Source organism: Bradyrhizobium sp. 149, assembly GCF_023073915.1.
In the GTDB taxonomy this organism is placed as follows: domain Bacteria; phylum Pseudomonadota; class Alphaproteobacteria; order Rhizobiales; family Xanthobacteraceae; genus Bradyrhizobium.
Map to the genome: position 1 here is coordinate 647,283 of NZ_JADPKK010000019.1, position 13,150 is coordinate 660,432.

At 60.4% G+C, this 13,150-nt stretch carries 11 protein-coding genes and 2 pseudogenes; 3 read left to right on the plus strand and 10 right to left on the minus strand.

Annotated elements, in window-relative coordinates; all coding sequences use genetic code 11:
* Window positions 1-19: 19 nt before the first annotated feature.
* On the minus strand, window positions 20-277 hold the full coding sequence (locus IVA88_RS32585; RefSeq protein ID WP_346657595.1) for a helix-turn-helix transcriptional regulator: 258 nt from the start codon (window positions 275-277) through the stop codon (window positions 20-22).
* A gap of 94 nt (window positions 278-371) precedes the next feature.
* Between IVA88_RS32585 and IVA88_RS14855 the strand changes: the two are divergent.
* The 3 genes and pseudogenes from IVA88_RS14855 (at window position 372) to IVA88_RS14865 (ending at window position 2,691) form a co-directional block, all read left to right on the plus strand.
* A pseudogene (locus tag IVA88_RS14855) lies at window positions 372-1,181 on the plus strand (YqaJ viral recombinase family protein).
* Window positions 1,165-2,053, plus strand: a pseudogene (locus tag IVA88_RS14860) (ERF family protein). The pseudogenes IVA88_RS14855 and IVA88_RS14860 overlap by 17 nt, the downstream one beginning before the upstream one ends.
* The gene (locus IVA88_RS14865; protein WP_247497971.1) at window positions 2,050-2,691 is read left to right on the plus strand and encodes a hypothetical protein; all 642 of its coding nucleotides are present in this window, start codon (window positions 2,050-2,052) and stop codon (window positions 2,689-2,691) included. The pseudogene IVA88_RS14860 and the gene IVA88_RS14865 overlap by 4 nt, the downstream one beginning before the upstream one ends.
* Before the next feature lie 791 nt (window positions 2,692-3,482).
* Here the strand turns inward: IVA88_RS14865 and IVA88_RS14870 are convergent.
* The 9 genes from IVA88_RS14870 to IVA88_RS14915 form a co-directional block, all read right to left on the minus strand.
* The gene (locus IVA88_RS14870; protein ID WP_247497972.1) at window positions 3,483-4,544 is read right to left on the minus strand and encodes a Gfo/Idh/MocA family oxidoreductase; all 1,062 of its coding nucleotides are present in this window, start codon (window positions 4,542-4,544) and stop codon (window positions 3,483-3,485) included.
* Between the two features lie 267 nt (window positions 4,545-4,811).
* Complete coding sequence (locus IVA88_RS14875) at window positions 4,812-6,725, minus strand: SDR family NAD(P)-dependent oxidoreductase (RefSeq protein ID WP_247497973.1); 1,914 nt, start codon at window positions 6,723-6,725, stop codon at window positions 4,812-4,814.
* Between the two features lie 43 nt (window positions 6,726-6,768).
* A complete protein-coding gene (locus tag IVA88_RS14880; RefSeq protein WP_276577895.1) occupies window positions 6,769-8,241 on the minus strand; it encodes an aminotransferase class I/II-fold pyridoxal phosphate-dependent enzyme in 1,473 nt (490 codons plus the stop codon).
* 9 nt (window positions 8,242-8,250) lie between these two features.
* On the minus strand, window positions 8,251-8,877 hold the full coding sequence (locus IVA88_RS14890) for an acetyltransferase (RefSeq protein ID WP_247497974.1): 627 nt from the start codon (window positions 8,875-8,877) through the stop codon (window positions 8,251-8,253).
* Window positions 8,867-10,003: a UDP-N-acetylglucosamine 2-epimerase gene (gene neuC / locus IVA88_RS14895; RefSeq protein ID WP_247497975.1), complete on the minus strand. Its 1,137-nt coding sequence runs from the start codon at window positions 10,001-10,003 to the stop codon at window positions 8,867-8,869. The genes IVA88_RS14890 and neuC overlap by 11 nt, the downstream gene beginning before the upstream one ends.
* Window positions 10,000-11,031: an N-acetylneuraminate synthase gene (gene neuB, locus IVA88_RS14900; protein ID WP_247497976.1), complete on the minus strand. Its 1,032-nt coding sequence runs from the start codon at window positions 11,029-11,031 to the stop codon at window positions 10,000-10,002. The genes neuC and neuB overlap by 4 nt, the downstream gene beginning before the upstream one ends.
* A complete protein-coding gene (locus IVA88_RS14905) occupies window positions 11,028-11,729 on the minus strand; it encodes an acylneuraminate cytidylyltransferase family protein (protein WP_247497977.1) in 702 nt (233 codons plus the stop codon). The genes neuB and IVA88_RS14905 overlap by 4 nt, the downstream gene beginning before the upstream one ends.
* A gap of 12 nt (window positions 11,730-11,741) precedes the next feature.
* Window positions 11,742-12,389 carry an imidazole glycerol phosphate synthase subunit HisH gene (gene hisH, locus IVA88_RS14910; protein WP_247497978.1) on the minus strand — a complete coding sequence of 216 codons (648 nt, stop codon included), beginning with the start codon at window positions 12,387-12,389 and terminating at the stop codon, window positions 11,742-11,744.
* A complete protein-coding gene (locus IVA88_RS14915; RefSeq protein WP_247497979.1) occupies window positions 12,389-13,150 on the minus strand; it encodes an imidazole glycerol phosphate synthase cyclase subunit in 762 nt (253 codons plus the stop codon). Before IVA88_RS14915 ends, hisH begins: the two co-directional genes overlap by 1 nt.

The following is a 13,150-nucleotide window of genomic DNA, read 5'->3' on the forward strand; positions in this document are numbered from 1 at the left end:
AGAGGGCCGGTGGGAATAGCTAGTAGCCCGACTTTCCGGCGGGCTTGCACAAACGAACTCCAAATCCTCCGCCGTTCTCGGGGATGAGAACCACACCCGAGCTTTCGAGCGCCTCTTGCATCTTCCTGATAGCGTCATCAGAGACGACACGCCGTTGCTTCTCAAAATCGACCACCGTCGACAATCCAATCCCCGCCAACGTTGCCAGCCGTGGCTGTGTCATGTCGAGCAAAGCCCGAGCAGCTCGGCATTGAGACGGCGACATCAATTTCAACATTTTATGTTGACACCTACGCTACCTTCCTTTAATCAACATTTTATGTTGACGACCCCAACGGAAAACATGCCGTGATTCTTAAACAGACGACGCAATTACTGCCATCGACCGACGCTCATTCATAGGAGGATCCGATGCGCGGATCATCATGGGAGAGGATGGAGACAAACTCTCTCGGCTCTGGAGAGAGAAGCGAGGTGAGGTCGAGCCTGTTGATTTGAGTGGTGAGCTGATCGTTCAACTTGGAACGGCCACAGAGGACCTCAACCGGACCTGGTACGAGCGAACCAGCGGCAACCGCGTCGGAAGACGTGCAGAGAAGGGTCAGGCATCCGGTCCACAAATGGATGGGAGCGACCCTGGACGGCCGTGTGCAGGGGACCGGGGCAGTATTCGAAGCCAAGTTCATGCTGGCTTGGAATTTTTCAGAGGAAGCTGCAGCGGAGAAGCACATGCTCAACTGCAGCACAACATGTGGGTCGTGTCGGCACGTTGCGCGGTGCTGTCCATCGTCACGGGCGGAGGGAAGTGGGTTGAAATGACGGTACATGCTGACCCGCTCTACCAGCACCTCCTTTTGACGGCCGAAAAGCAGTTTTGGCGCTGCGTGCAAAGCGGCGATCCACCGGCACTGTTCGGAATTGAAACGCCGCGTCCTCGGCTCGAGGCCATCAAGATCGTCGATATGGCATCATCCAACTCCTGGGCTGGACTCGCCGCGACTTACCTCCGCACCCGAGATGCACACGATGACCATGAGCTCGCCAAAGCCGAATTGAAGAAGCTGGTCCCGGAAGATGCGAAGGAAGCCACTGGCCACGGTTTGAAGGCGAAGCGTTCCAAATCTGGCGCGATCAGCTTCGAAGCTCTGCCGCTGGAGGTCGCTCATGCATCGGTCCAGTGAGTGCATAGGCGCCCTCGCGGCGGCCTTGGCGAAGGCCCAGGCTGTGCTGACCAACCCCGAAAAAAACCTGACGGCGGTAATCCGGTCCCCGTTCCCGCGGGAGGGCGATAGGACCTTCCGCTACGCCTCCTTGGCCTCCGGCTTGGACATTGTCCGCAAGACATTGAGCCAGCAGGAGATCGCAACGGTCCAGACCACGCGCATCGAGCAGGTCTCAGGTCAAATTCACCTCACCACGCTGTTGGCCCATGCCTCCGGAGAATGGATTTCCTCTGACCTGCCGGTCTGCGCCGCAAAGGACGTCGAGGCCCCGCACCGCATGGGCGCGTCCTTGACCTATGCCCGCCGCTACGCCCTGTTCGCTCTGGTCAGCATCGCGGGTGAGGACGACCTCGATGCCCCTGAGGCTATCGCCGGACCTCCCGCTGCCGCCGCGCCGCAAGTGGCTCCGGGCCCCAAGGCGAAGCCGGCGAAGGCGGTGTTGAGCCGACCGGCGGTGCTGAAGCCGCGGCCTCGCCTTCCCAAAAGAGCCTCCGCGCAAGCGAAGCAAGGCCCATCTTGCTTTTGTCCGGGCACAGCCGTGCCTGGTCTGCAAGCAGGCTCCGTCCGATGCCCACCACCTTAAGTTCGCCCAGCCGCGAACATTAGGGCGCAAGGTCAGCGACGAATTCACCGTTCCGTTATGCCGCTCTCACCACCAGGCTCTCCATCGGCATGGCAACGAAAAGGCATGATGGTTGGATATGCAGATATCACCTTTGCCTGTCGCGAGCGAGTTGTGGGGAGCGAGCCCCGTTCACGACCCGGCAAATACGAACGTGGCCACTTTCGATGCTTCATCGCAGGCCCGGCCGGAGGTCACGCGTCAATGAATGGCCCCTTCGGTAACGCCACGACGGCAACCACATCAGCTATTCCGGTCGAATTTCAGGTCTTGTGTCCTGCTCCCCAACTTCTACCCGGCGAAAGCCTCGAGCAGCATCGCGCGCTTCAAGCCGTCATCTTCCGCGACATAGCCCCGCAATCCGCTATTGAATGGCTGCTCGCCATTGATGTTGCGGAGCTGTCCTGGGAGATGCAGCGCTATCGAATTCTGCGGCACAAGCTGCTGGAATCATATCGCCAAAAAGCGATAGAGATGACGCTTCGTCGGATAGATGTGCCCGGCATCGTGCCCGAATTCAAAAACGACGCCGAACGCTACATCGTTCAGAACGCGCTCGATTGGCGGCTCGATCCTGTTGCGGCAGTCGAGATCGAGGCGCGTCTCGCATCATTTGGCTTCGATCAGCACACCATTAGCGTGGAAGTTTACGTGCAGGCTCGCGAGATGTTCCCGCTATTCGAAACGTTGATGAACGGGGCGCAGTTGAGACGCCTCTTCCTGCTGAAGGAGATTGACAGCCGCCGCCGCATACAAGTCTACCCCAAGCTCCTTCCGACCAAAACCGAGGACCCGACCGTTCGCGGAAGCAAATCGATCCTCGATGGAAGCCGTCAAATGAGCTGACCGTACCGCTCCAGCCTTACTACCCCGAGACGCCGGGCCGGTACTTCATGCTGGCGGCCGGGCGCTTGGATGCTCGCGTGTATGCGCATCGATTGCGTTCCTGTAATTTTCTGCCATCGATAGAAGAGCCAGCCGCGACTCCGCGTGATCAATCTTATCGGCCCACTCGTGACAGGCGAGCAGCATGCGCTTCCATCCCTCGATCTCGCGTCGACGCCTTCGGAGTTTTCTGCGTGTCTCCTTCATACGTTCGATCTTCCATTGGAGCCGACAAAACCAAGTAAGCATGCGATGCCCTTTAACGGAAGTAAGAACCAGTACCGGAAGTACGAACCAGAAGCCATCCCAAGGCCGGCCTTGTTGCATCCTGCGCTCCGAATAGCCCCTATACCTTAAATTCTCCGCTCATGATGCCGGCTTCGACATGTGTCATCCGAGCGAAATGGGAACTCCGTGAATTTGCCCCTTGGCTATCCACCTCGTCCAAAGCAGATGCTGTCGGTGAGCGTCGTAGTCAAACCGCCGCACTGGCTACCAAAATACGTACTCGGGTCGCAATGTCCTGTGACGACCGAGCCTCCTCCGATTGCCACGCGGTCAGAAACTGTCCCAGCCAAGGCAACCCCGGTCCCTAATTTGGCCGGGCGCCACAATCTACCTCGTCACGGGCCGTCCAACACTCGCAAAGGTAGCGTGACGAACATCACGCCATGTCAATCGAAGCAATCATTCCCCATGTAAGTTGCACGCACGATCGCTATAGCCCGTGCATCATATACGTGTGGACCGTTTCACGAGCCGACACCAAGCCGACTGCGCCGCGGCATGAAACGCAGAGCGACCTCCCCCCCAGTCTCGATGGATTCATAAAGTGCTGAGATGAGCTCCAGGCTTTTTCGACCTTCAAGCCCATCGACGAGGGCTGCGTGGCGGTTGGCAAGACACTCGACCACGTGCTGATAGTAGGCTTGATGGCCAAAACCGTAGACATTCGGTGGGTTCACCGAGAATTTTTCAATGACTGCCTTGTCCGCAGGCAGCTCGTTAGTAAAGCGCCAGTGACGAATCTGGTTCATCGCAAAGCCGCCGACTTCGACGGCCCCTTTTTCACCCATAATCGAAAGCGAGCCCTCAAGGTCCACGGGACGCGCAGCAGTTGTGGCTTCGATTATGCCTAGGGCACCGGATCGGAACTTAAGGGTCGCTACCGCGGTGTCCTCCGTCTCGGTGTTCACAAGTGCCGTAATACCGCGGGCATGAACACTGACGACATCGCCGAAGAACCACTCTAGCATGTCGATGTGGTGGCTCGCCTGGTTGGTCAGCACGCCTCCATCATATGCCCAGGTGCCGCGCCAGGCATCCTGATCGTAGTAGGATTGGTCCCGGCACCAGCGCACCCTAACGGTGCCTAGCACAAGCTTTCCGAACCGACCGGCGTCGAGCGCCTCACGCGCCTTTATGATTGGGACATTAAACCTGTTTTGTTTGACGATGAAAAGCTTCACCCCCGCCTCATCGCAAGCACGGATCATGTCGTCAGCATCCTGAAGCCGCAGCGCCATCGGTTTCTCCACCACCACATGTTTTCCCGCTTGCGCGCAGGCGATGGCATGTCGAGGATGCAGGCCACTAGGGGTTAATACCGCAACCGCGTCTATATCGCCGCGAGACAACAGCTCGTCCGGACTGTAATGAGCCGAAACACCGAATTTAGCAGCAATAGCATCAGCACGCGCGCGTGCGGTGTCACAAACAGCCACCAGCTTGGCGCCCTCAATGTGATTGCCGCCAAGCAGGTCAGAATGCCGCTTTGCAATGCGTCCACAGCCCAGCAGGCCAAACCTAATCACGATAGTCTCCTCGGGAAATCGTGATCCGGAGGGATCACCAATTTGCACTCTACATTATCAACGACATGTGGAATCAAGAATTTTGATAGCGTCTACGAAGCCGCAATTCTGACAGAATCGTAAACCGTGTGCTTATCCAGTACTATACCGACTCCCGACAGTTTCATTTGCCTCGTGGGCATGAATTGCCGTACTCATGTGAGATTGCTCCGATGCAGCGGGTGTTCTGAGTGCCGTTCTTAGAAACAGCGCGGAAAAGCTGGTCCATCAGGCCGCGGTCGACCCGAATTCCGGAACCGCATCCTTCAGGATGGTCCTGATGGTGGCCCGATCGTCGCGCGCGATCGCCTGCTCCAGAGCCGCAATCCATTTTCGCAGCGTCTGCATCGGCGGCTCGTTCGGCTGCGCGGCCATGATGCCGGGGACGCCGATCTCGCGAGTCGGCTCCTCGGAGGCGAACAGGATTTCGTGCAGGCGTTCGCCGGGCCGCATGCCCGTGAACACGATTTCGATGTCGTAGCCGGGTTGCAGGCCCGAGAGACGGATCATGCGCTCGGCGAGATCGACGATCTTCACCGGCTGGCCCATGTTGAGCACGTAGACCGACACGTCCGAACGCTGCGTTCCGAGCGCATGCGTTGCCGCCGTGATGACGAGATCGCAGGCCTCGCGGATGGTCATGAAGTAGCGGACCATGTCGGGATGCGTGACCGTCACGGGGCCGCCCGCATCGATCTGGGCCTTGAACTTCGGCACCACCGATCCGTTCGACGCCAGCACGTTGCCGAACCGGACCGAGATCAGCCGCATCGATCGCCTGGCGCCGCCGTGAGCCGCCGCAAGATCATGGTCGAGCGCCTGGCAATACATCTCGGCGAAGCGCTTCGTGAGGCCGAGCATCGACACCGGCTCGATCGCTTTGTCGGTCGAGATCATCACCATGGCTTCGGCGCCGGCGCTGTGCGCGGCATCGGCAACGTTGATTGAGCCGAAGATGTTGGTCTTGACCCCCTCGCTCCAGTCGCGCTCGAGGATCGGCACGTGCTTGAGCGCGGCGGCATGGAATACGATGTCCGGCTTGAACTCGGCCATCAGACGGATGATGCGCTCACGGTCGCGGATGTCGGCGATCCTTCCTTCGATCGAAGCAGTCGCACCGCGGGCCGCGAGCGCTTCCGTGATCGCATAGAGCGCCGGCTCGGAATTTTCCACGATCAGGAGCCGCGCGGCGCCGAACGCGACGACACGCTCGCAGATCTCGGAACCGATCGAGCCGCCCCCGCCGGTGACGATCACCGCCTTGCCCTCGATCAGGGCCTCGAGCCGCGCGTAGTCGATCGTCTCGCTGGGTCGCAGCAGCAGGTCCTCGACGGCGACGGCCGTGAGCCGCGGCGTATCGCCGCTCTCGAGCGAAGGCATGCGGTTGACTATCACGCCGAGCTTGCGCGCCCGCATCAGGATCGATTCGGGATGGGCCTCCGGCTCGAATGCGGTTGGCGTCATCACGACGCGCGCGATCGCCTTGCCGCGCTTGGCGAAGTCGGCGACGACGTCCTCGATGTCATCGACGCCGCCCAGGACCGGGATGTTGCGGATGGAGTGTCCGCGGTCGGAACTCGACGGCGATAGCACGCCGACCGGCCAGATGCGCTTGATCGCCCCGCTCTCGATTCCGCGCAACAGCACCTCGGCGTCCGCGGCGCGGCCGATCAGCAGCGTCGGCGCGGCATCGCCGGTGCGGGCGTGACGCCGTACCCGCGTATAGCGGAAATAGCGGTAGGCCATGCGCAGCGCACTGAGGAAGGAGATCTCAAGGAACCAGTAGAGGACGATGGTCACCTTGCCGAGGAAGAAGGCGCCGCGGACGTTGGGGGCGACGAAGATGTAGTCGAGCACCAGGAGTGCAACCGTCAGCACGGTCGCGACGCGGATGATGTTCAGCGCGTCGGGCAGCGAGATGAAGCGCCATTTCGTCGCGGTCAGGTTGAAGACGAAGAACACGACCACGCTGAAGGCGAGGAAATAGGGCAGGATCTGGATCAGCAGCGGCAGGCGGTCGAAGAAACCTTCGCCGCCCTCGAAGCGCAGATAAAAGGCGGCGAACAGCGCCGCCGCGGTCGCCAGCAGGTCGTGAAGCGCGATCAGGAAATTGCGCAAGGTAAGATGCAAAGGAAACGTCATCTACATTCCAACGAGCAATGGCTCAGTCGCGGGAACGCCGCTACTACGCTAATCGCCGGCCAATCTTCAGCACTGTCTCAGCCACCCGGTCAACCTTTTCCATGGAGAGGTTCGAGCCTGACGGCAAGCAGATGCCGCGCTCAAAAAGCTCATCTGAGACAGAGTCGTTTCCATGAGGAAAATAAAGTGCATGCGCGAACACGGGCTGAAGATGCATGGGCTTCCAAACAGGACGAGCCTCAATAAGTTCGTCGGAAACGTGCTGCACTAAAGTGGGACCAGTAATTCGTGCGTCCGGGACAAGACGAGCGGCCGAAATCCAATGCGTGGAAAAGCTCCACTCCGGTTCCGGCATCATTTGGATCCAATGTTCGTTAGCAAACGCCTCGAGGTAGCGGCGATATATTGCCCGCCGAGCTTCAACGCGGCGATCGAGAACCTTGAGCTGGCCACGACCAACGCCCGCCAGAATATTGCTCATGCGGTAATTATAGCCGACAACGCTGTGCTGATAGTGCGGCGCGGGATCCCGCGCTTGCGTTGCAAGGAAGCGGGCCCGTTCGGCAAACGACTTGTCTTCCGTAACAAGCATGCCGCCGCCTGAGGTAGTGATGATCTTATTGCCGTTGAATGAGTAGATCCCGATGCGGCCGAAAGTTCCCGACGACTTGCCTTTGTATTTGGCGCCAAGCGACTCAGCTGCGTCCTCCACCAGCGGTACGCCGTAGAGATCGCAAAGTGCTGCAATCGGCCCCATGTCCGCACTCTGGCCGTAGAGGTTGACCACGATAACGGCCTTCGGCAAGCATCCCTTTTTGTGCGAAGCCTCGAGGGCGCGGCCAAGAGCGGCCGGCGACATATTCCAACTTTCGGGCTCTGAATCGATCAACACCGGCACCGCGCCCTGGTACATGATCGGGTTGACGCTCGCGGCAAACGTCAATGAAGAACAAAAGACCGTGTCGCCCGGGCCGACATCCAACAGCACGAGCGCGAGGTGGATTGCCGCCGTGCCTGACGTGAGCGCCACCGCGTGCTGCGCGCCGACCATCTCCGCAAGCTCCGTTTCGAAGGCGTCGACGTTCGGCCCGAGCGGCGCTATCCAGTTGGTGCGAAACGCCTCCTCCACAAAATCGCGCTCGCTCTCTCCCATGTGCGGGGTCGACAACAAAATCTGTTCGTCGATCCCCCGGCGCTCGACAAGATCAATTACACGGCCGTTCGCATCGACCACCGGAAGATGATCGATGGTGTGCTTCTGCATCAACTCAAGCGCCTCCCGCCGGGTGCTGTTTTCCGGCAGCACGATGGAACGTTTCTCAGAAACCGCCGCCAGGGTCTGATCAAGCGATGCACCCTCAAGCAACAGCCTGCGAATGTCACCGTCGGTGACGGTACGCTCGAATACCTGCGCATCCCTGACCAGCAGGAGAACGCCGAGCCCGCTGCGGTCGAGCATATCGAGCGCGGCACGCATCGTCGCGTCGCGGGTAATGCAGATTCCGGAGATATCCATTATCTGTCCTCAGCGGATTTGGCGGGCGGGCACGCCCACATAGGTCGCCCCTGGTGGTACATCGGTCGTTACCACAGCACCAGCACCGATAATCGCATCATCGCCGATTCGGCGACCGGGAAGTATATTGGCACCGGCACCGACCATGACACGGTCGCCCACCCGCGCGTTCCCCGCAAGAGTGGCCCCCGGCGCAATATGACAGAAACTTCCCACGATGCATTCATGGTCGACGATGGTTCCATGATTTATGATCACCCCTTCGCCAAGGAGGGCGTCGGGAGCAACAATCCCGTGTGCCGCGATAAAGCTGCCGGAGCCAACTAACGCGCTAGGAGCGATCGTTGCAATCGGGTGTATCACCGTCGCCGGGATGCCACCCGCCCCGGCCAGCAAGCAAAACAAACGCGCACGCGTGGCATTGTCACCGATGCAGATGTGAAAACGTCGGCCCTTCATGTTCATGGCCGAGTCGAAACGATGGACTATGAGGTCGAGCGCCTTCTGGCCGATCCGGTTCTCGGACTGGTCGAAAATGGAAATGCCCTCCGATGCCCCTTCGGCTCGTTCGATTGCATCCAGCACGACCAATCCGTGCCCGCCCGCGCCGATCAGAAAGAGAGGTTCAGTAGACATTGGTTTTTGCAACTGAGGATCGGGAAACTTCGATCTGGGCAAGTAGCGAGGCGATCCGCTCTCCCGCCCGGCCGTCCCCATAGACATTATTGCGATCAAAACGCACCGCTGCCAACGCGCGCGTTAACGCCTCATCAAGGCCGGCGCGATCGACACCGCAATCGATGACGTTGGCATTGCGCTGGCGAAGATTTTGCCGCGATCCGATGTTCACAACCGGCGTCCCGAAACTAGCGGCCTCGATGATGCCGCTACTCGAGTTTCCGACAATAACATCGCACGCCGCAAGCCATGACAAGAATTCCGGCCGCGGCAAATGCGTCGCAAGACTGATATCGCCTGCCGAAGCGTGCGCCTCCAGCACCTTGCGGATGCCGGCGCTGCCGGCATCCGAATTCGGTTTAAGGGCTATGATCTGAAAGCCCTTCGCCAGGACAGCGTCGATGATGTGCGCGGCATGATCCGCCGACATCCCGGCTTCCCGCAATACCGGATGATACACCAGCAGTGCGACCGGCCGGGCCGGATCAAACCCTACGCCTGCGCACAAATTTTCGCGGCAAGTCAACGCGGCTTTCTTGAGGTCGTCCAGCCCGGGCGCGCCGACGACCGAGATTCGTTCGGCAACCTCGCCCATGCGGACCAGCCGGGTCTTGCTCTCATCCGTGGCGACGAAGTGAAAATGCGCAAGCTTGGAAATGGCATGGCGCACCGGCTCATCAACCGTGCCGGATCTTTCGCCGCCATGTATATGAACGACCGGAACATCAAGATGAATGGCCGCCACCGCGCCAGCCAGCATCTCGCCGCGATCGCCCAGCACCACAACGATATCAGGAGCAATTTTCTCGAACGCCTCGACGAACCCGATCAGCATCCGTCCGACATTTCTGGCCATCAGCGCGCCGGTCGGCAACCCGTCTTCGACGGCGACGCGGGCCGCGATGGGCAGGCCTGCCGCCTCGATTTGACCGACCGTCAGTCCGTATTCGGGCAGCAAGTGCATTCCAGTGACGATGAGCGAGAGATCAAGGTTTTCCGACTGCTGGATACGTACCAAGGTCGACTGCATCAGGCCGAAATCGGCCCGCGTTCCGGTGATGTAACAAACCTTCCGCACCGTCATGCAATATCTGACCAATGCAAGGTTTCGCCGGCCGAAATGTGCCGGGCAGATTTGCGTCCGATCACCTTGTCGAGGTCAACCGGCGGAATGCCGGTGCCCGGCCGCATCAGGGCGACGTCGTCCCTGCCGACTGTAGCGCCGGCGGCAAGCGGACGAACGGTGGTGACGCTGCGGCGAACCAGGTCGCGCACTGGAAGTTCGGATGCCGCCGGGGCCTTGATGTCGGATCCCAGCGCCACTTCGACATCGCGGATTTGCCGCACCAGCGCCGCAAGCTGATCGGGTTCGAGGGAGGCCTTGTGGTCGGGCCCCGGCAACCCGGAATCGAGGGTAAAATGCTTTTCGATCACGCTCGCACCCAACGCGACCGCGCCGGTCGAGACCGCAAGGCCGAGCGTATGATCGGAGTAGCCCACCGGCAGGCCGGTGGTTCGGGCCATGGTGTTCATGGCCCGAAGATTGACATCTGCGCTTTCGGCCGGATAGTTCGAGGTGCAATGGAGAATAGTCACGATGTCGCCGAGGGGCTCGGCGAAACCACGGCTCTCCCGCGCCGCGCTGATGATTCCGATGGCGGCGACGACTTCATCCAGCTCGGCCATCCCGGTTGAAACGATCAGCGGCAAACCTTTGGACGCCATGTGCCGGAGCAGCGGCGCGTTGGTGATTTCGCCGGACGGGACTTTGATGCGCCTGATGCCGAGCGCGACCAGAAAGTCGAGCGCCTCCTCGTCGAAGGCCGTGGACATGAACTCGATACCAAGTTCGGTGCAGCGTGCGAACAGGCGGCGGTGCAGACCTTCCGACATCTCAAGCGCCTTGAGCATGCCATGCTGGTCGCCGTCGCCGGTTGCTTGTTTCTGATACTCGGCCTTTTCGGCGCCCTTGCGCGTCAGCTTGTCGGCGGAGAAGGTCTGGAACTTGACCGCGTCGGCGCCGCTTTTGGCGGCGGCTTCGACCAGTTCGACGGCCATTTCCTCATCGCCGTTATGATTGACGCCGGCCTCGGCGATGATGAAGGTCTTCATGGCGATTTGCCGTAATGCTTTGCCAGGGCCTCGGCGGCGACCCAGTCTGCCTCAGTATCGATATCCACCGCCTCGCAAGGCTGGTCGCAGAGCACCCCGACCGTGCGGGGGGGGAAAAATCCCCCGTGCGCTTCTAGCACAGTCGAGCGGATCAGGTACATGTTGCCGGCGACATAAACCACAGGCGGAAGGTCCTGCGACCGCAGGGTGATTTGCTTTCCATCGGCGAAGGATCGCAATTTGCCGCCCTGCTCCCAATGGAACGCATAATTCGGATGGGGATGGGCCGGCGCGACGCCGATCACGGCATCGGTGACGTCGCGATCGATATAGGCGAACGCCTCGGTCCAGCGTGACGGCTCGCGGACCGGCGAGGTTGGTTGCAACAACGCGACCAGATCGAAGGTGTTTCCGATTCGCCGCTCCCGGGCCAGGATGTCGAGCACGACCGCCGCGGAGGTTGCCGTGTCGGAGGCAAGGGCCGCCGGCCGCAGGTATGGCACATCGACGCCTTCGGCCCGGCTCGCGTCAGCAATCTCTTCGGCGTCGGTGGAGACGATAACCTCGTCGAACCGCTGCTGCCGTCGGGCAAAGCGAATCGACCAAGCAATCAGGGGCACGCCGAGAAAGCGCTTCGTGTTCTTGCCGGGCAAGCGCTTCGAACCACCGCGAGCCGGTATGATAGCCAGCGTCTTCACGTTCGAACCACGCTATCGCGAGAGGAATTCTTTCAACATTCGCAGCCCGACAGTGCCACTACGCTCGGGATGAAATTGGGTCGCGGTGACATTGCCGCGTTTGACCATCGCGCTGATGCGGTGACCGCCGTAGTCGCAATCGGCGAGCCGGTCATCGTCGTTCGTGGGCTGAGCGGCGAACGAATGCACGAAATAGACCGCAGGGCCTTCCGTGCCGAAGGGCTCAAGCAGGGTTTTTTCCCAGCTGCGGCCGGCCTGCGGCTCGATCAGATGATTCCAGCCGATATGCGGTACGCGCTGCGAGACGCCATCGGTATTGGTGTTGGAAATCATCCGAACGCGTCCGGGCAGAATACCAAGCCCCGGCGTCTCGCCGAACTCCTCACTGGCCTCGAACAGGATCTGCATGCCGACGCAGATGCCGAGCATCGGACGCCCGGACCTGACGAATTGATGGATGGCTTCGCCGTGGCCGAGACGGTTGACCGCACGCATGCATTCGGAGAAGGCGCCGACCCCTGGAACCACCAGCCGCTCGGCGGCCACGGCATCCTTGGGGTCTTCGGTAACATGGACGTCGGCGCCTGCGTGCTCCAGCGCGCGAGCAACGTTCAGCATGTTGCACATGCCGTAGTCGAGCAATGTAATCTTCGTGGCCATTAAACCTGCCTGACAGCCAATCCGGCCTTCAACGCGGCAGCCCGGATATCACCCAATCGCACACGCTTATAGTGCAAGGTATCGGCCATAGAAATCCCGTCGGGCCGGGCCGATTCGGCCACTTTTAGGAAGTCCTCGATGCTGCCCATGCCGCCGCTGGCGATCACGGGAACCGTCGCCAGCCTGCTGATCTGGCTGATCAAATCGATGTCGAACCCCTTTCGGGTGCCTTCCCTGTCCACGGAGGTTAACAAAATCTCGCCGGCCCCCATTTCCACACCGCGCTGAACCCATTGCAGGACGTCCAACCCCGTCCGTTCCCGGCCATTGTCGGTGTAGGCTTCCCACTTGCCCGGGGCGACCTGCTTGGCCTCAATCGACAAAACCATGGCCTGGGAGCCGAAATGGCGCGCCACTTCACCGATGAGCTCCGGACGGGCAATGGCCGCCGTGTTGATGGCAACCTTGTCGGCTCCCGACCTCAGGATGTGCCTGGCATCATCGACTGAGCGAATCCCGCCGCCGACCGTTATGGGAATAAAGACCTGATCGGCGGCGCGCCGGATGATGTCGCTCAGGTTATTCCGCCCGTACAGGCTGGCGACGATGTCCATGTAGACTAGTTCGTCGGCGCCGGCGCGGTAATAGTCGAGCGCAAACTCCTGCGGGTCTCCCATGACGCGCAAGCCCTCGAGCTGGACGCCCTTGATGAGGTTTTTCCCCTTGATGTCCAGCCGAGGAATGATTCTGAGATTGCTCAC

Excerpts from the sequence above, each read along its gene's own strand:
- neuC (WP_247497975.1), bottom strand. The coding sequence starts at position 10,003 with ATGACGGTGCGGAAGGTTTGTTACATCACCGGAACGCGGGCCGATTTC.
- IVA88_RS14890 (WP_247497974.1), bottom strand. The coding sequence starts at position 8,877 with ATGTCTACTGAACCTCTCTTTCTGATCGGCGCGGGCGGGCACGGATTG.
- neuB (WP_247497976.1), bottom strand. The coding sequence starts at position 11,031 with ATGAAGACCTTCATCATCGCCGAGGCCGGCGTCAATCATAACGGCGAT.
- IVA88_RS32585 (WP_346657595.1), bottom strand. The coding sequence starts at position 277 with ATGTTGAAATTGATGTCGCCGTCTCAATGCCGAGCTGCTCGGGCTTTG.
- IVA88_RS14880 (WP_276577895.1), bottom strand. The coding sequence starts at position 8,241 with ATGGATATCTCCGGAATCTGCATTACCCGCGACGCGACGATGCGTGCC.
- IVA88_RS14865 (WP_247497971.1), top strand. The coding sequence starts at position 2,050 with ATGAATGGCCCCTTCGGTAACGCCACGACGGCAACCACATCAGCTATT.
- hisH (WP_247497978.1), bottom strand. The coding sequence starts at position 12,389 with ATGGCCACGAAGATTACATTGCTCGACTACGGCATGTGCAACATGCTG.
- IVA88_RS14875 (WP_247497973.1), bottom strand. The coding sequence starts at position 6,725 with ATGACGTTTCCTTTGCATCTTACCTTGCGCAATTTCCTGATCGCGCTT.